Below are 21,835 nucleotides of genomic sequence, written 5' to 3' on the forward strand. Positions count from 1 at the left end.
CGGTGGGGGCGTGGGGGTGGGGTTGCGCTGCGTTATCACGAGGCGGGGCCCGGGGGGTCGGATGCGCCTGTGCTGGTGATGTTGCACGGGGGCGGGCCGGGGGCCAGTGCGTGGGCGGCGTTCGGGGGTGTGGTGGAGGGCTTCGCGGCGCGCTTCCGGACGTTGCTCGTCGATCTGCCGGGGTTCGGACGGTCGGACAAGCCCGAGTTGGACAAGGACGTGTTCTCGTTCGGGGCGGACGCCGTGGCGGGGCTGCTCGACGAACTCGGGATCGCGAAGGCGCACTTCGCGGGCGTGTCGCTCGGCGGCGGAGTGTGCGTACGGATGGCGCTCGACCATCCGGACAAGGTCGACCGGCTGCTGCTCACGGCCCCGGCGGGCCTCTCGCTCAACCTCTTCACCGCCGAGCCCACCGAAGGTGTCAAGCGCCTCATCGAGCTCAGCGTCGCCCCCGAGCCGACCCGTGAGCACGTGCGCGCCTTCCTGATCTCCCTGGTGCAGGACCCGGCCCTCGTGACGGACGCGCTCGTCGAGGAGCGGTACGCGCAGGCCCTCGACCCCGGCGCCCGCCTCGGCGCCCAGCGGCTCGGCGCGGCCTTCGCCAAGTGGCCCGAGGGGGCCCGGCTGTGGCGCGAGGCGCACCGGATCACCCGGCCCACGCTCCTCACCTGGGGCCGCGAGGACCGGGTCAACCCCGTCGACGGCGCGTTCGTCGCGCTCAAGGCGATGCCGGACGCCCGCCTGCACGTGTTCCCGCGCTGCGGGCATCTGGCGTACGTGGAGCGGGAGGCGGAGTTCCTGCGCCTGGCCGTCGACTTCCTCGAAGGCTGACCGGGCGCCGCCGCCGGGACCGTACGCTGGTGCCATGGGCGCGGCGATCAGTCTGGACAAGGTGCGGGCCGTGGCGCCCGGCCTCGTCAGTCTCTACAAGACGGCGGGGGAGCGGCTGCGGGCCCACGGCCTGGAGGGCGAGCGCGCCGCCGTGTACCTGGTCGTCGACTACTCCGGCTCGATGCGGCCGTACTTCGACGACGGCAGCGTGCAGGCGCTCGCCGACCGCGTGCTCGGCCTCTCCGCGCACCTGGACGACGACGGAGTCGTACCCGCCGTCTTCTTCTCCACGGACGTGGACACGGTCGTCGACGTCGAACTGACCGGCCACCAGGGCCGCATCGGCGAGATCGTCGCCGGGCTCGGACACATGGGGCGGACGAACTACCACGCCGCGATGGACGCCGTCATCGACCACTACCTGGACTGCGGCGCCACCGCGCCCGCCCTGGTGGTCTTCCAGACCGACGGCGGCCCCCTGAACAGGGCAGCCGCCGAGCGGTACCTGTGCAAGGCGGCGAAGCTGCCGCTGTTCTGGCAGTTCATCGGCTTCGGCGACCCCACGAGCAACCAGTTCGACTATCTGCGCAGGCTCGACGAACTGCCCGTGCCAGGGCGCCGCGTCGTCGACAACGCCGGGTTCTTCCACCTCGGCGAGGACCCGGCCGCCGTCCCGGACGACTTCCTGTACGACCACCTCGTCGCCGAGTTCCCGCAGTGGCTGGCCGCGGCGCGCGAGCACGGCATCGTCGCACCCCGCACCGCGGCCCCCTAGGGCCGGGGCTCACCCCACCAGCGCCCGGCGCAGCTTGACCAGCGTCCCCGCGTCAAGCCCGAGGCCCTTCGTCAGATAGCCGCCGAAGCTTCCGTACTGCCGTGTCACCTCGGCGAGCGCCGCGTCCAGATAGCCGGTGCGGACCTCCTGGAGCGGGACGAGCAGGTCCGGGTTCTGCATCATGCCGGTCTGCCGCAGCGTCTCGCGCAGCCTCGCGTCGTACGCGGCGCGGAAGGTGTTGGACGCCAAGTAGTCGTCCACGGCGGTGCGTTCGGGCACGCCGAGGGCGCGAAGCAGGACGTACGTCGTCCAGCCCGTGCGGTCCTTGCCCGACGTGCAGTGGTAGAGCAGGGGCGCGGCCGCGCCGCCGCCCGCGATGTCGCGCAGCGTCGCGCCGAACTGCGCGCGGTCCGTGGCGTCCGTGACGAACGTGCGGTAGACGTCCCGCATGAACGCCTCGGCCTTCCCGCCGCCGAGCATCTCCTCCTGCTTGACCGGGTCCCGGGACCCGATCACGGTCATGAGCTGCCGGAACAGGCCGTTGTCGGTGACGGGCCGCGCGGTCGCGACCAGCCCGGCGGGCAGCCGGTCCTGGCCGTCGTACTGGACCTCCTCCGCGACCCGGAAGTCCACCACCTTCCGCAGCCTGAGCCCGGCCAGCGTCGAGACGTCCCCGTCCGTGAGCTTGCTGAGCGCGTCCGCACGGAAGACCCGGCCGTGCCGCACCCGCTCGCCGTCATAGGTGCGGTAGCCGCCCACGTCACGGACGTTGACCGCCCCTTGGAGGGGGATCTGCCGGGGTGTTCCGGAGGTGTGGGGGTGCGTGTACGAGGGCCGGGGCGCCGTCGGCGCGGCGTGCGCCGTCACCGCCGGCGCGGCGGTGAGGACGAGCGTGAGGACCGCGACGGTGGCCGCCGTACGGGTGCGTGTGCTGCGCATCGGACCGCCTTTCCGTGCCTGTCGCCGTCCGGCCAAACGGTTGTTTGGTCGGGGTCGAGTGGGACGGTATCGGCGGCCTCTCGAAGGGGGAAGGCGCGTACGAAGGTTATTTGACGGGGTGTCAGTACGGGGGAGGTGGCGCGGGCGCGTGTGCCTGATGTGAGGGGTGCCCTCGGTCGCGTACCGCCTCGACCGCGTACCGCCCGCTACTCCGCGAGCCGCGCTGCCGCCCGGCGCTGGCGGTCCGCCACGCCGTCCAGGAAGCGGATGACCGTCTCCAGCTCGGCGGTCGTGAACTCCTCGCAGAACTCCTCCACCTCGCGCCCCCAGTCCGCGAAGGCCGCCGTCAGGCCCGCCATCTTCTCGGCGCGGAACTCCACCAGGACCCGCCGCTTGTCCGTCGGGTGCTTCACCCGGCGCACGAAGCCCTTGGCCTCCAGGCGGTCCACGAGGCCGGTCACGGACGCGGGCGCCAGGCCCGTCTCGGCCGCGAGGTCCTTGGCGGTCAGGGGGCCCTTGCGGATGAGCAGGTCGAGGGTCTTGCTCTCGGTGGCGTTCAGGCCCTGCCGGGCGGCGACGGCCGAGTGGAACATCACGGTGACCGCGCTGTTGGCCCGGCCCGCGGCGGACAGGCGCGCCACGACGTCGGCGCGCTCCGGGTCCGATGGCTCCGGGTCCGATGGCTCCTGGGGCGTGCGGCTCTTCGGCATGGAGTGAGCCTAGCAAGAAGTTCGTTCGGTCGAACGAAAGACTTGTGATCACTGATCGCCCCGTGCAAGTCTTTCGTTAGGCCGAACGAAATAAATCGGAGGCCCACCCGTCCCGTCAACGAGACCCGAGGAGCCCTGGAGCCGACATGACCGCCACCCTGACCACCCCGCCCGCGGACGGCGCCGCCGTCGGCGCCCCGCACCCCCGGCGCTGGGCGGCCGCCGCCGTGATGATGGTCGCCGCCCTCATGGACCTGCTCGACGTGACGATCGTGAACGTCGCGATCCCGTCGATCGGGCGGGACCTCGGCGCGTCCGAGAGCGCCCTGCAGTGGATCGTCTCCGCCTATCTGCTCGGCTTCGCCGCCACCCTGATCGTCGCCGGGCACCTCGGCGACCGGTACGGCCGCAAGGCCCTGTTCCTGACCGGCACCGCGGGCTTCGGCCTGGCGAGCCTCGCCTGCGGGATCGCGCAGTCGCCGGGGCAGCTGGTCGCGGCCCGCGCCGTGCAGGGCGTCATGGCCGCGCTCCTCATGCCGCAGGTGCTCGGTTCCTTCCGCACGCTGTTCCGGGGCAAGGAGCGCGGCACGGCCTTCGGGATGTACGGAGCCGTGGCCGGGTTCGCGTCCGCGATCGGGCTGCTGCTCGGCGGGCTTCTCACCGACGCCGACCTGTTCGGCTGGGGCTGGCGGTCGGTGTTCCTGGTGAACATCCCCGTGGCCGTCGCCACCTTCGTCGCCGGGGCCGTCCTTGTACCCGCCACGCGGGAGCGCTCCGCCGGACGGCCCGACGTGCTCGGCAGCCTGGTCCTCGCCGGGGCCCTGGTCGCCGTCGTCCTTCCGCTGGTCCAGGGCCGCGCCAACGGCTGGCCGGTGTGGGGCTGGGTGTGCCTGGGCGCCGGGGTGGCCGCGCTCGCCGGGCTCGGCGTGGTCGAGGGGCGCCGCCGCTCGCACCGGACCGTGCCGCTGCTGCCCGCGCGCGCCTTCAAGCTGCCCGCGTTCTCCGTGGGCGTCCTGGTGCAGCTCCTGTTCTCCGTCGGCATGCAGGGCTTCTTCCTGGTCTTCGCGATCTGGCTGCAGGGCAGCGAGGGCTACACGCCGCTGCAGGCCGGCCTCGTCACCGTCGCCTTCTCCGTCGGCGGCTTCCTGACCGCGCCCGCCGCGGACGCCCTGGCGCTGCGCTTCGGGCGGCTCGTGCTCGCCGCCGGGGCGCTGCTCATGGCGGGCGGCTTCGCCTGGGTGTGGGCGGCGGTGGCGGACGCGAGCGACGCGCACACCGGGGCCTGGCCGCTGGTGCCGGGGCTCCTGGTGGCGGGCGCGGGGCTCGGCTTCCTGGTCGTGCCGCTGGTGAACGTGGTGCTCTCGGCCGTGCCCGGCGACATCGCGGGCGGGGCGTCCGGCATCTTCTCCACGGCCCAGCAGTTCGGCGGGGCGCTCGGGGCGGCGGTCATCGGGACGGTGTTCTTCGGCCGTGTCCCGTCCGGTCCGTCCGGTCCGTCGGGCCCGTCGGGTGAGCACGGCCCGGTGGGTACGGCGACGGGGCTCACCGACGCGCTCGGCGCCGCGATGCCGTGGGTGGTGGCCGCGTTCGCGCTCTGCGCGCTGCTGTGTCCGGCACTGCCGCGGCGGGCGGTGGAGCGGCCCGAGTGAGGCCTGCGTTTCCGCCGTCGACCCGGTCTCCGGAAGGCTCTCGCCTGCCGGGGCCGGGCGCATGTTAAGGTTAACCGTTGCAGTTTTGGTACCCATGAACTTTATGTGCGCCTGACGGAATGCTTCCGAGGGCGCATTATTTTGTTTTTCCGGCTCTTTTGCGGGCCGGACCCCGGTCTCTCCGGATGGGGGTCCTTGCAGCGCTGGGAGAACCACAATTCCGTGGCTCTCCTTAATCTGCCCCTGTTGAGGAGATTGACATGGCAACTGGAACCGTGAAGTGGTTCAACTCGGAAAAGGGCTTCGGCTTCATCGAGCAGGACGGCGGCGGCCCCGACGTCTTCGCCCACTACTCCAACATCGCCAGCTCCGGCTTCCGTGAGCTCCTGGAGGGCCAGAAGGTCTCCTTCGAGGTGACCCAGGGCCAGAAGGGCCTGCAGGCCGAGAACATCGTTCCCGCCTGATCTCGCTTCTCGCGAACCTCGCAGCCGGGGCCCGCACCACCACGGTGCGGGTCCCGGCTTGTGTGCTGTCACCGGCAGCTGTCACCGGCCAGGAAGGCTTGCCCCATGAATCGCCCCGACCGTCCCGCGCGCCCCGCCCGTCGGCGCTCATCGAACGACCGCACGGCAGGCTCGGCCCCCCGCGGCTCGGCAGGCCAGAGCACCCGTGGCGGTGCCGGATCGGCCTCCCGCGGACAGGCATCGGGCGACGCCGGCCGGAAGAGCACCGGTAGCGCGGGCAACGCCGGCGGCTCGCGCAACGGCGGCTCCGGCGGCACCCGGAACGCGGGCAGCGGCAAGCGCCCGGTGAACGGCGGCGGCCGAGGCGGCCGCAAGACCTCCCGCCCCACCCCGGCACGCACGGCGCCCGCCGACTTCGCGCTGCCCGAGACCCTCACCCCGGCGCTGCCCGCCGTCGAGGGCTTCGAAGACCTCGACATGCCCGAGGCGCTGCTCAAGACCCTCGCCGCGCAGGGCGTCACCTCGCCCTTCCCGATCCAGGCCGCGACCCTGCCGAACTCCCTGGCCGGACGCGACGTCCTCGGCCGCGGCCGCACCGGCTCCGGCAAGACCCTCGCCTTCGGCCTCGCGCTCCTCGGCCGCACCGCGGGCCGCCGCGCCGAGCCCGGCAAGCCGCTCGCCCTGGTCCTCGTCCCCACCCGCGAGCTGGCGCAGCAGGTCACCGACGCCCTCGCGCCGTACGCCACCTCCGTGAACCTGCGCGTCGCAGCCGTCGTCGGCGGCCTGTCGATCAACAAGCAGGCCGCGACGCTGCGCCGCGGCGTCGAGGTGCTCGTCGCCACCCCGGGCCGCCTGAAGGACCTCATCGACCGCGGCGACTGCGCCCTCGGCCAGGTCCGCGTCACCGTCCTCGACGAGGCCGACCAGATGGCCGACATGGGCTTCCTGCCCCAGGTCACCGCGCTGCTCGGGCAGGTGGAACAGGGCGGCCAGACGATGCTGTTCTCGGCGACCCTGGACCGCAACGTCGACCGCCTCGTCCGCGGCTACCTCAGCGACCCCGTCGTGCACTCCGTCGACCCCTCCGCGGGCGCGGTGACCACGATGGAGCACCACGTCCTGTACGTCGCCGACGAGACGGACAAGAAGGCCGTCGCCCTGCGCATCGCCGCGCGCGAGGGCAACGTCATCCTCTTCCTGCACACCAAGCGCGCCGTGGACCGCTTCACCAAGCGGCTCCTCGCCAGCGGGGTGCGGGCCTCCGGGCTGCACGGCGGCCGCTCGCAGCCGCAGCGCAACCGCACCCTGGAGCAGTTCAAGAGCGGCGAGGTCACCGCGCTCGTCGCCACCAACGTGGCCGCGCGCGGCATCCACGTCGACGACCTCGACCTGGTCGTGAACGTCGACCCGCCCGTCGACCACAAGGACTACCTGCACCGCGGCGGCCGCACCGCCCGCGCGGGCGAGTCCGGCCGAGTCGTCACGCTCGTCCTGCCCGAGGAGAAGCGCGAGGTGGCCCGCCTGATGTCCGACGCGGGCATCAAGCCGGAGGCCGTCGCCGTCCGCTCGTCCTCCGCGGAACTGGTCACGATCACCGGGGCGCGCGAGCCCTCCGGTGTGCCGGTCGTCATCGCGCCGCCCGTCCAGGTCGTGGCGCAGCGCAAGGCGCCGTCCGGCGGGGGGCGCGGCAGCGGTGGCGCGAGCCGCGCGAGCCGCGCGGGTGGCGCGGGTGGCGCGGCCTCCGCGGGCCGGGGTCGTGGAGGCCGCGGCAGGCGCGGAGGGCGGGGGCGCAGCGCGGCTGCGTGACCGACCCGGCTCGGCTGCCGCCTTTGCGCTGAGTGCCGCACCAGGCTTTCGTTTGCCTGCCGGTTCGTCGTGGCTGGTCGCGCCCGCGCGGCGGAGCCGCATGTGTCAGGGCCCCGCGCCCCTCAGGGGGCGTCATCGCACCGCAGCCGACTCGGTCACGTATCGCACTCCAGCACCGTTCTGCACAGGCCGCAGCGTGCCCTGATGCGGCCGCGTGCGGGTACGCGGATTCGTTGGTGGCAGGTCGGGCAGGGGAAGGACACCCGTAGCGGGCCCGTGCCTTCGGAGCGGGAAAAGGCGTACGGGCCGGCGGGGCGCGGGCCCGTCGCCGTGCCGTGGTCCTGCGCGTATCTGCGGTCCTTGGCGTACCGGCGCCGCCCGGCCCAGCCCGCCGCCGTCAGCGGGGGCTGCTGCTCGTCCTGGCGGGCCCGGGCGAGCCCTTTCGTGTACGCCGTGTACGCCTGCGGGCTGGTGAACCAGGTCTCGGGTGCCTCGCCGAACGCGAGGGAGCGCTTGGCGAGGACGTAGCCGAACTCCTCCGGCGTCAGATAGCCGAGCTTCTGCGAGGAGGCGCTGTCCTCGCGGTAGGCGTCGAGGAGGAGCCAGCCCGCACCCAGGTACGTCGTCGCCGTGTCGGTCAGGATCTCGTTGGCGCGCGTGCCCGGGAACGTCAGGTCGAGGCGGTGCAGGTACACGTGCATCACCTCGTGCGCGAGGGCCGCGCCGATGTCCCTGCGGTGCGTGCGGAAACGGTCGTTCAGCTCGATGAAGTACTCGGGCCCCGCGGCGAGTTCGACGGACGCCGCGTGCTGCATCTCCCGGAACGACACGATCATGCGGGCGTCCGGGAGCCGCAGGTGCCGCACCATCTCGCGGGCCACCCGCTGCGCGCCCAGATACAGGTCGTCCTGGTCGCAGAAGGCCACGTCGGCCGGGGCCACGCTGGTGTCGAAGCTGTGCACGGTGTCGTACGAGAGCCGTCGGTACAGCGCGGTGATGGCCGCGTGCACCGTCTCCAGATGCGGATAGCCGTGCTCCACCGGACCGCCGTTCGCCACGCCCCCACCCCCTGAGCACCGTCCGATTCGTCCCCACTGTACGGGGGTTGTTCGCACCGGTAACCAGCCCCGGCCCCAACGGCTGGCCGAAAACCGCCCCTTGTCGCCCGCGCGCGGCCCTCCTCATAATCCAACAACGCTTGGCGGGCTCATGCCACGCAGTGCCTCTCGTGGCTCGTGCGGCATGGGCCCGCCGCGTGCGCAACCCCCCACAACTCCCACGAAGGGGCAAGAAGTTGAAGACGAAGTTCCGTGGAGTCAAGAGAGCCGCCGTCCTCGGGTCGGTCGCCCTCGGTTTCGCCAGCCTGCAGCCCGTCGCCGCGCAGGCGGCCCCGCACCCCGGCCCGAACCCCGGCGAGCGTGTCGTCGGCGGTGTGCGTGCCGCGCAGGGTGAGTTCCCGTTCATGGTCCGGCTCTCGATGGGCTGTGGCGGCTCCCTGCTCAAGCAGGACGTCGTCCTGACCGCCGCGCACTGTGTCGACGGCTCGGGCAACAACACCTCCATCACCGCCACCGGCGGCGTCGTCGACCTGCAGAGCTCCAGCGCCATCAAGGTCAAGTCCACCAAGGTCCTGCAGGCCCCCGGCTACAACGGCAAGGGCAAGGACTGGGCGCTGATCAAGCTCGCCAAGCCGATCAAGCAGCCCACGCTGAAGATCGCCACCACCACCAAGTACAACAACGGCAACTTCACCGTCGCGGGCTGGGGTGCCAACCGCGAGGGCGGCGCGCAGCAGCGCTACCTGCTCAAGGCCACCGTGCCCTTCGTGAGCGACGCCGACTGCCAGGCCGCCTACAGCGGCGACATCATCCCGGGCGAGGAGATCTGCGCGGGCAAGCTCAACGTGGGTGGCGTCGACACCTGCCAGGGCGACTCCGGCGGCCCCATGTTCCGCAAGGACGAGGCCGGCCAGTACATCCAGGTCGGCATCGTGAGCTGGGGCAACGGCTGCGCCCGCCCGAAGTTCCCCGGTGTCTACACCGAGGTCTCGACCTTCGCGGCCGAGATAGCCAAGCAGGCCAACCGGCTCTGACCAGCTTCGATCAGCTCTGACGCCCCGGGCGCCACGGGTGCCCGTGAGGTGAACGGCTGAGCTGTCGCGGGGCCGGGTCACGATGACCCGGCCCCGTTCCGTGCCCGCGCCCGACCTCGCTCCGCATGTCATATATGGGACACTCGGGGGCGTACGAGACAGGCGCGGCAAGGGTGGACGACAGCACATGGCGATCACGGTGGTCATCGCGGACGACCAGGACATGGTCCGCACCGGCTTCCGCATGATCCTGGAGAGCACGGACGACATCGAGGTCCTCGCCGACGTCACCGACGGCGAGGCCGCGCTCGCCGCCGTCGCCCGCCACGACCCCGACGTGCTGCTCCTCGACATCCGCATGCCGCGCCTCGACGGCCTGGAGGTCACCCGCCGCCTGGCCGCCCGCGCCGGGGTGCGCCCCCGCGTCGTCATCGTCACCACCTTCGACCTCGACGCCTACGTGCACGCGGCCCTCGGCGCCGGGGCCAGCGGCTTCCTCCTGAAGAACGCGAGCCCCGCCATGCTGGTGGAGGCCGTGCGCGCGGCGGCCGTCGGCGACGCCCTCGTCTCGCCCGCGATCACCGTACGACTGCTGCGGGAGCTGGCCGCCAAAAGCCCGGACGCCGAACCGGCCCCCGGCACCCGCACCCCCTCCGAACCCCTCACCCAGCGCGAGCAGGACGTCGTGCGCGCCCTCGCCCGCGGCCGCACCAACAACGAGATCGCCGCCGAACTCTTCGTCTCCCTGTCCACGGTCAAGTCCCACCTCGCCAACGTCCAGGCCAAGCTGGACGCCCGCAACCGCGTCGAGATCGCCGCCTGGGCCTGGGAGTCCGGCCTCGCCACCCGCACGCCGTGACCACCGCGATCCTCGACCGGTACACGCGCCTCCTCGACGGGCACCCCGCCCGCCGCACCGCCGCCCGGCTGCTGCTCGCCGCCGTCCTCGTCCTGCTCGTCACCGTCGAGGGCCTGACCCTGGCCCGCCAGCCCACCGGGCCGCGCGCCGCCGTCTGGACGGCGGGCATCCTCTGTTGCCTGTGCGCCGTCCCCTGGTCCCGCCCCGCCCTCGCCACCCGCGCCTGGCTCGCCGCCTGCGTGTCCTGGGCCGCCACCCTGTACGTCTTCGTGAGCGCCCGGCCGCAGATCGTCTGGGGCATGGGCGAGGCCATCGCGCTGCTCGTGCTGCTCACCGGCGTCCTGCTGCGGCTGCCCGCCCGCCGCGCCGCCGTGCTCGGGCCGCTCCTGGCGCTCGCCTGCGTGGCCGCGCCGGTGCGCGACGCCTCTCCGGGCCGGTTCACGCTCCTGTTCTCCGCGCTGGCCGCCGTGGTGAGCGCCTTCTCTCTGCTTCTACGCGCCCAGCAGGCGCAGCGCGTCCGCGACATCGAGGCCGTGCGCGCCGCGGAACGTCTCGAACTCGCCCGGGAACTGCACGATCTGGTCGCCCACCACGTCACCGGAATCGTCGTGCAGGCCCGCGCCGCGTCCTTCACCGAGGTCGGCGCCGCCGCCGCGACCAGCGCTTTCGTGCGGATCGCGGACGCGGGCGACGAGGCGCTCGGCGCCATGCGGCGGCTGGTGCGGGTCCTGCGCGAGGGCGAGGCCCGCACCGTGCCCGTGGCCGGTCTCGCCGAGCTGCGCGAGCTGTCCGAGACGTTCACCCGCACCGGCCCACCGGTCACCGTTCATGTGGAACAGGGCCTTCAGGAGCGGCTTCCGGCCGATCTCGCGGCCACCGCCCACCACATCGTCCGCGAGGCACTGACCAACGTCCGCAAACACGCCACCGACGTCTCGGCGGTGCGCGTCGGCGTCCGCGTCGTCGAGGGCGGCGTGGAGGTGCGGGTCGCCGACGACGGCGGGCAGCCGGGCGAGCGGTCCGGTGAGCGGGGCGGGTTCGGGCTGACCGGCCTCGAGGAACGGGCCACGGCGCTCGGCGGCACGTTGACGGCGGGGCCGTCGCCCGAGGGGGGCTGGGAGGTACGGGCCGTACTGCCGTACGGGCAGGGGACGGGGGCGTAAGGCCATTCCAGCCCGTCCGGCGATTGAGGACGAGGCGCGGAGCGCCGATACGGGGGTCCAGGGGGCGGAGCCCCCGGCAGGGCCGGACGTTAGTCCAAGACCTGTCCCACCTTTGTCCATGGGCGCCCTCGCCCGACGCACCGCATCGTGACCGTCACGAATTCAGTTCCACGGAGGGTGCGTTCATGCTGCCGACACAGACATCCGGTTCAGGGTCCGGACCGAGCCGCAGAGCCGTGGTCGCCTCGGGAGCGATCGCGGGGATAGGGGCCGCCGTCGGAGTCGGCACCGCCTCCGCGCACGCGGCCCCGCCGTCCTCGCCCACCGCCCGCCCGGCGGCGGACGAGGCGATCCTGCGCTCCGCCGCCCTGGAGGTGCGCGTCGCCACCGGCTTCCCGCGCGTCGTGTCGTACACCGACCGCAAGAGCCGCGCCGTCCTGCACGGACAGCCGGACCCCGTCGGCACGCTCCTCATCGACGACAAGGAGCACACGCCGAAGGTCACCGCGACCGTGCGCGGCGACCGCGCCGCGTACACCCTCACCCTCGACGGCGGCACCCGCATCGACGTCGAGATCGCGGTCGAGGGCCACCAGGTGCACTGGCGCGTCACGAAGATCGCCGACACCGCCGCCCTGCGCGTCGGCACCCTGCGCGTCCCCGGCCTCGCCCTCCTCTCCGTGCGCAGCGACCAGCCCGGCGCGGCCCTGCTCGCCGCCAAGGTGCAGCTCGACAAGGCCAAGAGCGGCGACACCCTGGTGAAGCTCACGCCGGACACCCCCGCCGACGCGGCCAGCGGCTGCGCGTACGCGGTGCTCGCCCACGACAAGCTCGGCGGCGCCGTCGAGACCAACACGGTCTACGACAAGCCCACCGCGGAGACCAACTGGGAGAACGGCCGCCTGTGGCGCCAGACCGTGCGCAAGGACGCCCACGTCGAGGCCCGCCTCACCCCCGGCCAGTGGACCCACCGCGCCGCCACCTCCCCGGCCGGCGCCACCGAACCCCTGCCGTACGCGACCGTCGTCATCACCGGCGACCGCAACGGCGACGGCAAGGTCGACTGGCAGGACGCCGCCATCGCCTTCCGCGACATCATGGTGAACCCGCTCGGCGCGGACGAGCAGCACCTGCGCGTCGTCCCGCACATCCCCTTCAACTTCGCCTCGCAGGCCACCAACCCGTTCCTCGCCACCCTCGACGACGTCAAGCGGATCCACCTGGCCACCGACGGGCTGCGCCAGTACACGCTCCTCAAGGGCTACCAGTCCGAGGGCCACGACTCCGCGCACCCCGACTACGCGGGCAACTACAACCGGCGCGCGGGCGGCCTCGCCGACATGAACACCCTGGTCCGCGAGGGCGCCAAGTGGAACAGCGACTTCGGCGTCCACGTCAACGCCACCGAGTCCTACCCCGTCGCGAACGCCTTCTCCGACACCCTCGTAGACAAGAACAACGAGCAGTGGGACTGGCTCGACCAGAGCTACCGCATCGACCAGCGCCGCGACCTGGTCTCCGGCGACATCGTCAAGCGCTTCGCCGACCTGCGCCGCGACGCCCACCCGGCCCTCAACACCCTCTACATCGACGTGTTCCGCGAGTCCGGCTGGACCTCCGACCGCCTCCAGCGCACCTTCCGCGACCAGGGCTGGATGATCACCAGCGAATGGGGCCACGGCTTCGAACGCTCCGCGCTGTGGTCGCACTGGGCCACCGAGACCGACTACGGCCCCGACAGCTCGCGCGGCATCAACTCCCAGCTCATCCGCTTCATCCGGCACCACCAGAAGGACGTCTTCGCCGACAAGTGGCCCTCGCTCCTCGGCATCGCCCGCATGGGCAACTTCACCGGCTGGACCGGCAAGACCGACTGGACGAAGTTCTACGAACTGATCTGGACGCACGCCCTGCCCGCCAAGTACCTCCAGGCACAGCCCATCAAGACCTGGGGCGAGCACGAGATCACCTTCTTCGGCGCCGGATCCACCTCCGTCTCCGACGCCGACGGCGGCACCCGCCGCATCACCACCGACGGCCACCTCGTCTACGACGGCGGCAGCTACCTGCTGCCCTGGGAGCCCCGCAAGGCCACCGACCCCGCGAAGCTCTACCACTTCAACCCCGACGGCGGAACGACCAGTTGGGCGCTGCCCCGGGGCTGGAGGGGCGTCCGCAAGGTCGCCCTGTACCGCCTCACCGACCAGGGCCGCGCCTTCGTCGCCGACGTCCCCGTGCGCGCCGGGAAGATCACCCTCGACGCCGACGCCAAGCAGCCCTACGTCGTCGACCGCACCCGCGCCCGCCGCACCCCCGACCCCGACTGGGGCCAGGGCACCGCGCTGCGCGACCCCGGCTTCCACGCGGGCGACCTGGACGCCTGGCAGGTCAGCGGCCCCGCGTCGGTGGAGCGCAGCAAGCTCGGCGACTACGAACTCGTCGTCGCCGCGGGCGCCGCCGCCTCCGTCAGCCAGCGCCTGCGCCGCCTCAAGCCCGGCACCTACGCGGCGTCCGTACAGGTCGAGGTGGGCGAGAAGGCGGGACAGCGGCGCCGCGCCGCCCTGGAGGTCCGCACCGCCGACGGCGTCACCGCCACCAACTGGACGCACACCTCCACCGCGGGCAACTTCGTCGCCGCCGACCGCAAGCACGGCACCCGCTTCCAGCGCCTGTTCACCTACTTCACCGTCCCCGAGGGCGGCGGCCCCGTCCGGCTCGCCCTGCGCGCCGTCGCCGGGGACACCCGCGTGCGCTTCGACAACGTACGCGTCGTCGCCGTCGGCGACCGGGCCCCGCTCGGCCGGGGCGTCCTCGCCCACGAGGACTTCGAGGACGTACCGCAGGGCTGGGGCCCCTTCGTGAAGGGCGACGCCGGGGGCGCCACCGACCCCCGCACACACATCGCGCAGCGCCACGCCCCGTACACCCAGCGCGGCTGGAACGGCAAGGCCGTCGACGACGTCGTGGACGGCACCCAGTCCCTGAAGTCCCGCGGCGAGAACGACGGCCTCGTCTACCGCACGGTGCCGCACACCGTCCGCTTCGAGGGCGGCAAGCGCTACCGGGTGTCGTTCCGGTACGAGAACGAGAAGGCCGGGCAGTACGCGTGGGTGACCGCCGTCGACGAGCCGGACCCGCGCGAACTGTCCAGCGAGGCCCTGCCCGTCGCCACCGCCCCCACCACCCTGTCCTACGAGTTCACCGCCCCCGCGGACGGCGAGGCGTGGGTCGGCCTGCGGAAGGTCGGCGACGACGGGAAGGCGGAGTTCGTGCTCGACGCGTTCGAGGTGCGGGAGGCCTAGGGCCGGTCCGATGGGTCGGCGCCGCTCCTTGCTCCACGCCGACCCATCGGACAGGCCCCAGGACGGACAGGCCCGCCGGACAGGTCCTGACGCCTGTCCGGCGGGCCGGGGCTCGACGCCCCGGACCCTGGGACTCCGGGACCCGTCAGGCGCGGAAGTCGTCCGCGTGGTCCTCGGCCCACCGCGCGAACGTCCGCGCGGGGCGGCCCGTGACGTCCGCCACCGCCGTCGTCACCTCCGGGTCCGTGCCGACGCTGTCACCGATGGACTTCAGCAAGGTCGGCAGCATCTCCGGCGGCACGTGCGGGAACATCTCCGCGGGCACCTCGTCCGGCGCTATCTCCTCGAAGCGGAGCTCCCGGCCGACCGCCCGGCCCACCGCGTGGATCTGCTCCCGCGTGGTGATGCCCTCCGGGCCGGTCAGGGAGTACACGGCGCCGGTGTGCCCGGCGGGATCGCGCAGCGCCACGGCGGCGACGGCCGCGATGTCGGCCTCGTGGACCGGCGCGGTCATGGCCTCGCCGAACGGCCCGCGGACCGTGTCGCCCGCGCGGACCTGCGGCGCCCACTGCAACGAGTTCGTGCAGAACGCGCCCGGCCGCAGGGCCGTCCAGCCGAGCCCGCTCTCCCGGACATGCCGCTCCAGCGCGGAGTGCACGACGTGGATGGGGTGCTCGGCGGCCTCGTCGTGGTCGACGATGATCGACGACAGGACCACGACGTGCTTGACCCCGCCGTCCCGCGCCGCCGCGAGCAGCGCCGGGGTGTCCTCGCCGCCCGCCGCCAGGTGCAGGAACAGCGCCGTCGCGCCCTCGAACAGCGCGGCCATGGCCGCGGGTTCACCCGGCCCCGCGAACCGCGCCACCTCCACCCCGTCCGGCAACTGCGCGCGCGCCGGATCCCGGGTCAGGGCGCGCACCGGCACCCGGTCGGCGGCGAGCTGGGAGACGAGAGCACGGCCTACGTTTCCGGTGGCACCGGTCACGACGATCACGGGGGGCTCCTGGAGGTCGGGACGACACCGGGCCGGGGGCGCGCGCCCCCGGCCCGGTTCTGATCATCACCGACCCTAGGCGGCGGCCCCGGCCCGCCGGATCCTCACCAGGAAGTAGATGCCCCGCGTCCTCCTGGTCCGGCAGACCTAGGTCGCAGGACCTGGGCCCGGCGCGCCCGCCTCACACTCCTCCGGCGCTCCGGCGCACCCGCAACGCCCGCTCCAGGTCGTCCAGTTGGTCCACGAGCCGACGGCGCAGCGCGGGCAGCACGTCGGTGCGCTCCAGGCACCGCTCGCCCAGGCGCAGGGTGTCCTCGTCGACGGCGTACACCGGGAACGCGTACCGGCCCGCGGCCTCGGCGATGGCGGGTCCGCGGCGGGCGGCGAGCGCCACCGCGTCCTCGAAGAACCGCGGCACGTACGTGTGGACGACCGCGTCCTGCTCGGGCTGCCAGAACCCCTGCGCGGTCGCGGTGAACAGGTAGTTGGACAGCTCGTCGGAGCCGAACATCGCGTCCCACGCGGCCCGCTTGGCGGCCGGGTCGGGCAACGCCGCCCGGCAGCGCGCGGCGCCTTCCCTGCCGGTCGCGCTCGGGTCCCTGCGCAGCTCGGCGGCGATGGCGTCCTCGTCGGTCGCACCGAGCACCGCGAGCCGGCAAAGGACCCGCCAGCGCAGCTCGGGGTCGAGCTCGGGCCCGCCGGGCACGGCACCCTGCTCCAGCCACGTCGCCAGCGGCTCGGGCTGCGTCGCCGCGTCGATGAGCCCCCGCACCGCCACCAGCCGAAGGCCCGGGTGCGAACCGTCCTCCGTACGCCGGATCACGTCCTGGCACAGCGCGTCCAGGACGGCGAGGGCGGCGCCGCGGCCGTCCGGCGGGGTGTAGCGCCCGGCGACCACGGCCGACGCGAACGGCAGCACACCGGAGACCAGCGCCAGATCGCTCTCCGCGGGCAGATGCGCCCGCGCCGCCGCCAGGAACGCGCCCGGCGCCAGATCGCCGTCGCGCACCATGTCGCGCAGCGCGTTCCACAGCACCGCCCGCGTCAGCGGATCCGGCACCCCCGAAAGAGACGTGAGGACCGTCTCCTGCGACACCGCGTCCAGGCGGATCTTCGCGTACGTCAAGTCGTGGTCGTTGGGCACGATCAGCGCGGGCCTGCCCCCGTCACGCGCCGCGGGGGCCTCCTGCTCCGGCACGTCCGTCTCGTACCGCTCGCGCAGCACCAGCGCCTTCCCGTCCGACAGATCACGGTCGAACACGCCGACCGCCACCCGGTGCGGACGGCTGCCGTCCCGCTCCAGGGACAGCGTCCACTCCCGGCCGCCGTGCGTGACCGTCGGCGTGAACGCGTCCACACCGGTTGTCCGCAGCCACGACCGCGCCCAGCCGTGCACGTCGCGGTCCGTGGCCGACGCGAGGTTGTCGATGAAGTCGGCGAGCGTGGCGTTGCCGAACCTGTGCCGCGCGAAGTGCGCGTTGATGCCCGCGAGGAAGTCCTTCTCACCCAGCCACGCCACGAGCTGGCGCAGCGCGCTCGCGCCCTTCGCGTAGGAGATCCCGTCGAAGTTGAGCATCGCCGACGCCGTGTCCGGCACCGCGTCCGGGTCCGGCGCGACCGGGTGCGTGGACGGCCGCTGGTCGGCGTCGTACCCCCAGGGCTTGCGGGCGACGGCGAAGTCCACCCACGTGTCGGTGAAACGCGTCGCCTCGCTCAGCGTCTGATAGCCCATGTACTCCGCGAACGACTCGTTCAGCCAGATGTCGTCCCACCACTTCAGCGTCACCAGGTCGCCGAACCACATGTGCGCCATCTCGTGCGCGACGACCATGCCGCGGATCTGCCGCTCGGTGTCGGTGACCGCCGAGCGGTACACGAAGTCGTCGCGGAAGGTGACCAGGCCCGGGTTCTCCATGGCGCCCGCGTTGAACTCGGGGACGAACGCCTGGTCGTAGGAGTCGAAGGGGTAGGGCTCGGTGAACTTCTCCTCGTACCGGTCGAAGCACGCCCGCGTGATGTCGAGCAGCTCGTCGGCGTCGGCGTCCAGATGCGGCGCGAGCGAGCGACGGCAGTGCAGGCCGAACGGCAGCCCCCGGTGCTCGGTGCGCACCGAGTGCCAGGGCCCCGCCGCGACCGCCACCAGGTACGTCGAGAGCGGCGGCGTCGGCGCCGCCCGCCACTCGCCCGCCGCCACCTGCTCGGTGACGCCGTTGGCCAGGACCGTCCAGCCCTTGGGCGCCCGCACGGTGAGCGCGAACTCCGCCTTCAGGTCGGGCTGGTCGAAGGCCGCGAAGACCCGCTGCACGTCCTCCATGAACAACTGCGTGTAGACGTAACTCTCGCCGTCGCTCGGGTCGGTGAAGCGGTGCATGCCCTCGCCGGTGCGGGAGTAGCGCATCGACGCGTCCACGCGCAGCTCGTGCTCACCGGCCGCGAGGGCCCGCAGCGGAAGCCGGTTGTCCAGCAGGTCCGCCGGGTCGAGCGGGGCACCGTCGAGGGTGACGGACCGCAGCTCCGCGGGCTTCAGCTCGACGAAGGTGTCCCCGTCCGCGGCGGCCGCGAACGTGATCACCGTGCGGGAGTCGAAGGTGTCCTCGCCGGTGGTGAGATCGAGCGCGATCTCGTACCGCCGGACGTCGAGGATCCGGGCTCGGGTCTGCGCTTCGTCGCGCGTCAGTACGGGCATCAGGCCATGGTGCCTGATCGGACGAGGCGGCCGGGAGTGGGAGTCCCCGCGACGGGGGCGCCGCCGCGGATATGGGCGCCGACCGGGACCTCAGCGGACGCCGGCGCCGACCGGGACCTCAGCGGGCGCCGTCCGCGATGCTCTCGTGATGGCGGATGACCTCCGCGATGATGAAGTTCAGGAACTTCTCGGCGAACGCCGGGTCCAGCTTCGCGTTCTCCGCCAGCTCCCGCAGCCGCGCGATCTGCCGGGCCTCCCGCGCCGGGTCGGCGGGCGGCAGCTGGTGGTTGGCCTTGAGGTGGCCGACCTGCTGGGTGCACTTGAAGCGCTCGGCGAGCATGTGGACGACGGCCGCGTCGATGTTGTCGATGCTCTCGCGCAGCCGGGACAGCTCCGCGCGCACCGCGGGGTCCACGGCGTCCCCGGCACCGGCCCCGGCCGCGCCGCTGTCGTCACTGGTGTGGCGTGTGGTCATGGCAGCCGAGCCTACGTGCCCGCACCCGCTCCGCCCGAAGCCGCCGTGCCACCCGGAGCCGCAGGACCCCCCGATGCGGCCGTGCCGTCGAGCGACGTGAGCGTCGGCGGCCGCTCCGGGTCGGGCACCTGCTGCGACCAGCCACCCGGCACCGCCCGCCCCTGCTGCTCCCGGAACCGCACCGGCGCCGTACCGACACGACGCGTGAACAGCCGCGAGAAGTACGCCGGATCGTCGTAGCCCACCCGCCGGGCCACCGCCGCCACCGGCAGCTCCGTCGCGGCGAGCAGCTCCTTGGCGCGGCCGAGCCGGATGCCGAGGAGATAGTCCTTCGGACTGCACCCCGCCCCCCGGCGCACCGCCGTCCGCAGCTCCGCGGGCGTCATGCCGTGCCGGGCCGCGTGCTCGGTCACCGAGAGCGCCTTGAACGCGTCCCTGGCCAAGGACTGCAGCACCGGGTCGCCGTCCGGCGCGACGTCGGCGCGGGCCCGGCGCAGCGCCACAAGGAGCTCATGGACGGCGGCGCTCGTCTCGACCTCGAGCAGCGGATTGCCGCGGCGGGCGGCGCGGGCGATGCGCCCGACGACGCCGCGCGCCCCGTCCGGGTCGGCGAGCGGCACCACCGGCCGGTCCGGCTCGATGTAGCCCAGCTCCGTGTACGTCGTCGTGGCGGGCCCCGTGAAGTCCACGAAGCACTCGTCCCAGCCCGTCTCCGGATCGGCGCCGTAGTGGTGCGGCACCCCCGGCGACAGCCAGATCAACGCGGGTGCCGTGACCGTCCTGCGGCGCCCGTCCGGCGCCCGGAACCAGCCGCTGCCCGAACTGATCACCAGAGCCACGTGGTGGTCCAGGGTGCGGGGCCCCACGGCGGGCAGCGTGCCGTGCTGCAGGCCCACGCCCAGACACACCAGGCCCAGGCGGTGATGGACCGGGCTCGGCGTGAAATACCGCATCCACGTGTGGTACATCCGCTGCCGCCCCTCTCGTCTCCACGCCCGGCGCCCCCGCCGCCACCGGATCGCTGCGTCCAACCCGGCTCGATCTTTGTCCATGGACCCTGCCGCCCGCCAGAGGCAATCGTGGCCGCAGTAGTGATCGGGAGGGACACGATGGACGCCAGCCACCACGTGGCAGACGACGGCACCGGCACCCGCGGCGACAGCTTCCGGGTGGGCGCGGACGACTTCGAACTCGACGGGAGGCCGGTGCGGCTGCTCTCCGGGGCGCTGCACTACTTCCGGGTGCACGAGGCCCAGTGGGGGCACCGGCTCGCGATGCTGCGGGCGATGGGCCTCAACTGCGTCGAGACGTACGTCCCCTGGAACCTGCACGAACCACGGCCCGGCGAGCTCCACGACGTCACGGCCCTCGGCCGCTTCCTCGACGCCGCCCACGCCGCAGGACTGTGGGCGATCGTCCGCCCGGGACCCTACATCTGCGCAGAGTGGGACAACGGCGGCCTGCCGCACTGGCTCACCGCCGAGGTCGGCGGCCGCGTCCGCACCCGCGACGCGGACTACCTCGCGCACGTCGAGCGCTGGTTCGCCCGCCTGCTGCCCCAGGTCGTGTCCCGTCAACACGACCGCGGCGGCCCCGTCATCATGGTGCAGGTCGAGAACGAGTACGGCAGCTACGGCTCCGACCAGGTCTACCTGCGCCACCTCGCCGACCTCCTCACCGCCCACGGCATCACCGCGGAACTGTGCACCTCCGACGGCCCCGAGGACCACATGCTCACCGGCGGCAGCGTCCCCGGCGTCCTCGCCACCGTGAACTTCGGCTCCGCCGCCCGCGACGGCTTCGCCACCCTGCGCCGCCACCGCCCCAAGGGACCCCTGATGTGCATGGAGTTCTGGTGCGGCTGGTTCGACCACTGGGGCGCCGAACCCGTCCTGCGCGACCCGGCCGACGCCGCGGCCGCCCTCCGCGAAATCCTCGACTGCGGCGCCTCCGTCAACCTCTACATGGCCCACGGCGGCACCAACTTCGCGGGCTGGGCGGGCGCCAACCGGGCCGACGACACCGCGCCCGACGGCACCGTGTCCGACGGCACCCCCCTCGGCGGCGGCCTCCACGACGGCGCCCTCCAGCCCGACATCACCTCCTACGACTACGACGCGCCCATCGACGAACGCGGCCACCCCACCGAGAAGTTCTGGCTCTTCCGCGAGATCCTCGCCGCCCACACCGACGGCCCCCTGCCCGAGGTGCCCCCGGCCCCCGCCGCCCTCGCCGCCCCCACCACGACCCGCCTCACCGACCGGGTCCCCCTCGACACCGTCGCCGACGCCCTCGGCACCCCCGAGACGGAACACGCCGTCCCGCCCACCTTCGAACAACTCGGCGTCGACCGGGGCCTGGTCCGCTACACCCTCGACCTGCCCGGGCCACGCGAGCCCTACCCCCTGACCGTGCGCGGCCTGCGCGACCGCGCCACCGTGTACATCGACGGCGCCCGCGCCGGCGTCCTCACCGAAGCCACCCCCACCCTCCCCGCCCCCGTCCCAGGACCCGCCCGCGTGACCCTCTGGACCGAGTCCCTCGGACGGGTCAACTACGGGCCGCGGCTCGGCGAGACCAAGGGCGTCACCGGGGGTGTCCTGCACGAACGGCAGTACGTCCACGGGGTGCGGGCCGTGGGCCTGCCCCTCGCCGCCTTCGACTCCGCCGACGCGGTCCGCGCCCTCCCGGCGAACCCTTCGGCCCCGGGGCGGGCCGGGCTCTACCGCGGCACCCTCGACGTGCGCGGCCCCGGCGACGCCGCCCTCGAACTCCCCGGCTGGGGGCGCGGCTTCGCCTGGATCAACGGCTTCTGCCTCGGCCGGTACTGGGGCGTCGGCCCGCAGCACGCCCTGTACGTGCCGGGTCCTGTGCTGCGGGAGGGCGCCAATGAGGTGTGGGTGCTGGAGGTCGAGGGGGAGGTGGGGGAGGGGGTGGTGCGGCTGGGGTGACCTCGCGGGGGCGCCCCAGTCCCAGCGGCGAAAGTCATAGCCCCTCCGGTGTTGGAGGGGGGGGGGTGTGGGGGGGAGCCCCAGTTTTCGGGAAGGGGTGGGATTGGGGAGCCCCCGGCAGGGCCCCTACACCCACCCC

17 protein-coding genes are annotated in these 21,835 nt (G+C 73.3%); 10 read left to right on the forward strand and 7 right to left on the reverse strand.

Annotated elements, in window-relative coordinates; translation table 11 throughout:
• The first annotated feature begins 78 nt into the window (after window positions 1-78).
• Both OO63_RS39080 and OO63_RS39085 read left to right on the forward strand, forming a co-directional pair.
• A complete protein-coding gene (locus OO63_RS39080) occupies window positions 79-831 on the forward strand; it encodes an alpha/beta fold hydrolase (protein ID WP_078619645.1) in 753 nt (250 codons plus the stop codon).
• 34 nt (window positions 832-865) lie between these two features.
• On the forward strand, window positions 866-1,606 hold the full coding sequence (locus tag OO63_RS39085) for a VWA domain-containing protein (protein ID WP_030362885.1): 741 nt from the start codon (window positions 866-868) through the stop codon (window positions 1,604-1,606).
• A 9-nt stretch (window positions 1,607-1,615) separates the two neighbouring features.
• On the opposite strand, the gene OO63_RS39090 is transcribed toward OO63_RS39085, so the two are convergent.
• Both OO63_RS39090 and OO63_RS39095 read right to left on the reverse strand, forming a co-directional pair.
• Window positions 1,616-2,545 (reverse strand): tyrosine-protein phosphatase, encoded by a 930-nt coding sequence (locus OO63_RS39090; RefSeq protein WP_030362886.1) that lies wholly within the window; start codon window positions 2,543-2,545, stop codon window positions 1,616-1,618.
• A 206-nt stretch (window positions 2,546-2,751) separates the two neighbouring features.
• Window positions 2,752-3,255, reverse strand: a complete 504-nt coding sequence (locus OO63_RS39095; RefSeq protein ID WP_030362887.1) for a MarR family winged helix-turn-helix transcriptional regulator — start codon at window positions 3,253-3,255, stop codon at window positions 2,752-2,754.
• 146 nt (window positions 3,256-3,401) lie between these two features.
• Between OO63_RS39095 and OO63_RS39100 the strand changes: the two genes are divergently transcribed.
• The 3 genes from OO63_RS39100 to OO63_RS39110 all read left to right on the forward strand — a co-directional run bounded on the left by OO63_RS39100 (window position 3,402) and on the right by OO63_RS39110 (window position 7,174).
• The gene (locus OO63_RS39100; RefSeq protein ID WP_030362888.1) at window positions 3,402-4,904 is read left to right on the forward strand and encodes an MFS transporter; all 1,503 of its coding nucleotides are present in this window, start codon (window positions 3,402-3,404) and stop codon (window positions 4,902-4,904) included.
• Window positions 4,905-5,164: 260 nt separating this feature from the next.
• Complete coding sequence (locus OO63_RS39105) at window positions 5,165-5,368, forward strand: cold-shock protein (protein WP_030362889.1); 204 nt, start codon at window positions 5,165-5,167, stop codon at window positions 5,366-5,368.
• 105 nt (window positions 5,369-5,473) lie between these two features.
• Window positions 5,474-7,174: a DEAD/DEAH box helicase gene (locus tag OO63_RS39110; RefSeq protein WP_030362890.1), complete on the forward strand. Its 1,701-nt coding sequence runs from the start codon at window positions 5,474-5,476 to the stop codon at window positions 7,172-7,174.
• 155 nt (window positions 7,175-7,329) lie between these two features.
• Here OO63_RS39110 and OO63_RS39115 read toward each other — a convergent pair whose 3' ends face one another.
• Window positions 7,330-8,232 carry a hypothetical protein gene (locus OO63_RS39115; protein WP_030362891.1) on the reverse strand — a complete coding sequence of 301 codons (903 nt, stop codon included), beginning with the start codon at window positions 8,230-8,232 and terminating at the stop codon, window positions 7,330-7,332.
• A 236-nt stretch (window positions 8,233-8,468) separates the two neighbouring features.
• On the opposite strand from OO63_RS39115, the gene OO63_RS39120 reads away from it, so the two are divergent.
• The 4 genes from OO63_RS39120 to OO63_RS39135 all read left to right on the forward strand — a co-directional run bounded on the left by OO63_RS39120 (window position 8,469) and on the right by OO63_RS39135 (window position 14,590).
• Window positions 8,469-9,266, forward strand: a complete 798-nt coding sequence (locus tag OO63_RS39120; RefSeq protein WP_030362892.1) for a S1 family peptidase — start codon at window positions 8,469-8,471, stop codon at window positions 9,264-9,266.
• Between the two features lie 187 nt (window positions 9,267-9,453).
• Window positions 9,454-10,125 (forward strand): response regulator, encoded by a 672-nt coding sequence (locus OO63_RS39125; RefSeq protein ID WP_030362893.1) that lies wholly within the window; start codon window positions 9,454-9,456, stop codon window positions 10,123-10,125.
• Complete coding sequence (locus tag OO63_RS39130; protein WP_051811671.1) at window positions 10,122-11,288, forward strand: sensor histidine kinase; 1,167 nt, start codon at window positions 10,122-10,124, stop codon at window positions 11,286-11,288. Before OO63_RS39125 ends, OO63_RS39130 begins: the two co-directional genes overlap by 4 nt.
• Before the next feature lie 185 nt (window positions 11,289-11,473).
• The gene (locus OO63_RS39135; RefSeq protein WP_030362895.1) at window positions 11,474-14,590 is read left to right on the forward strand and encodes an endo-alpha-N-acetylgalactosaminidase family protein; all 3,117 of its coding nucleotides are present in this window, start codon (window positions 11,474-11,476) and stop codon (window positions 14,588-14,590) included.
• 145 nt (window positions 14,591-14,735) lie between these two features.
• On the opposite strand, the gene OO63_RS39140 is transcribed toward OO63_RS39135, so the two are convergent.
• The 4 genes from OO63_RS39140 to OO63_RS39155 all read right to left on the reverse strand — a co-directional run bounded on the left by OO63_RS39140 (window position 14,736) and on the right by OO63_RS39155 (window position 19,713).
• Complete coding sequence (locus tag OO63_RS39140; protein WP_030362896.1) at window positions 14,736-15,584, reverse strand: NAD(P)H-binding protein; 849 nt, start codon at window positions 15,582-15,584, stop codon at window positions 14,736-14,738.
• Window positions 15,585-15,765: 181 nt separating this feature from the next.
• Window positions 15,766-18,270, reverse strand: coding sequence for an aminopeptidase N (pepN, locus tag OO63_RS39145; RefSeq protein WP_030362897.1), 2,505 nt, complete (start codon window positions 18,268-18,270; stop codon window positions 15,766-15,768).
• A 118-nt stretch (window positions 18,271-18,388) separates the two neighbouring features.
• Window positions 18,389-18,745, reverse strand: coding sequence for a chorismate mutase (locus tag OO63_RS39150; RefSeq protein ID WP_030362898.1), 357 nt, complete (start codon window positions 18,743-18,745; stop codon window positions 18,389-18,391).
• A gap of 11 nt (window positions 18,746-18,756) precedes the next feature.
• On the reverse strand, window positions 18,757-19,713 hold the full coding sequence (locus tag OO63_RS39155) for a helix-turn-helix domain-containing protein (RefSeq protein WP_030362899.1): 957 nt from the start codon (window positions 19,711-19,713) through the stop codon (window positions 18,757-18,759).
• 141 nt (window positions 19,714-19,854) lie between these two features.
• Here OO63_RS39155 and OO63_RS39160 point away from each other — a divergent pair, with 141 nt between their 5' ends.
• Entirely contained in the window at window positions 19,855-21,696 is a 1,842-nt protein-coding gene (locus tag OO63_RS39160; protein ID WP_051811673.1) for a glycoside hydrolase family 35 protein, read from the forward strand.
• Window positions 21,697-21,835 lie beyond the last annotated feature (139 nt).

This window comes from Streptomyces alboflavus, assembly GCF_000716675.1.
GTDB lineage: Bacteria > Actinomycetota > Actinomycetes > Streptomycetales > Streptomycetaceae > Streptomyces > Streptomyces alboflavus.

What these genes read in the sequence shown, in the direction of transcription:
- OO63_RS39110 (WP_030362890.1), top strand. Translation starts at nt 5,474, where the DNA reads ATGAATCGCCCCGACCGTCCCGCGCGCCCCGCCCGTCGGCGCTCATCG.
- OO63_RS39085 (WP_030362885.1), top strand. Translation starts at nt 866, where the DNA reads ATGGGCGCGGCGATCAGTCTGGACAAGGTGCGGGCCGTGGCGCCCGGC.
- OO63_RS39080 (WP_078619645.1), top strand. Translation starts at nt 79, where the DNA reads ATGTTGCACGGGGGCGGGCCGGGGGCCAGTGCGTGGGCGGCGTTCGGG.
- OO63_RS39155 (WP_030362899.1), bottom strand. Translation starts at nt 19,713, where the DNA reads ATGTACCACACGTGGATGCGGTATTTCACGCCGAGCCCGGTCCATCAC.
- pepN (WP_030362897.1), bottom strand. Translation starts at nt 18,270, where the DNA reads ATGCCCGTACTGACGCGCGACGAAGCGCAGACCCGAGCCCGGATCCTC.
- OO63_RS39150 (WP_030362898.1), bottom strand. Translation starts at nt 18,745, where the DNA reads ATGACCACACGCCACACCAGTGACGACAGCGGCGCGGCCGGGGCCGGT.
- OO63_RS39105 (WP_030362889.1), top strand. Translation starts at nt 5,165, where the DNA reads ATGGCAACTGGAACCGTGAAGTGGTTCAACTCGGAAAAGGGCTTCGGC.
- OO63_RS39125 (WP_030362893.1), top strand. Translation starts at nt 9,454, where the DNA reads ATGGCGATCACGGTGGTCATCGCGGACGACCAGGACATGGTCCGCACC.
- OO63_RS39100 (WP_030362888.1), top strand. Translation starts at nt 3,402, where the DNA reads ATGACCGCCACCCTGACCACCCCGCCCGCGGACGGCGCCGCCGTCGGC.
- OO63_RS39095 (WP_030362887.1), bottom strand. Translation starts at nt 3,255, where the DNA reads ATGCCGAAGAGCCGCACGCCCCAGGAGCCATCGGACCCGGAGCCATCG.
- OO63_RS39135 (WP_030362895.1), top strand. Translation starts at nt 11,474, where the DNA reads ATGCTGCCGACACAGACATCCGGTTCAGGGTCCGGACCGAGCCGCAGA.
- OO63_RS39090 (WP_030362886.1), bottom strand. Translation starts at nt 2,545, where the DNA reads ATGCGCAGCACACGCACCCGTACGGCGGCCACCGTCGCGGTCCTCACG.
- OO63_RS39160 (WP_051811673.1), top strand. Translation starts at nt 19,855, where the DNA reads ATGGACGCCAGCCACCACGTGGCAGACGACGGCACCGGCACCCGCGGC.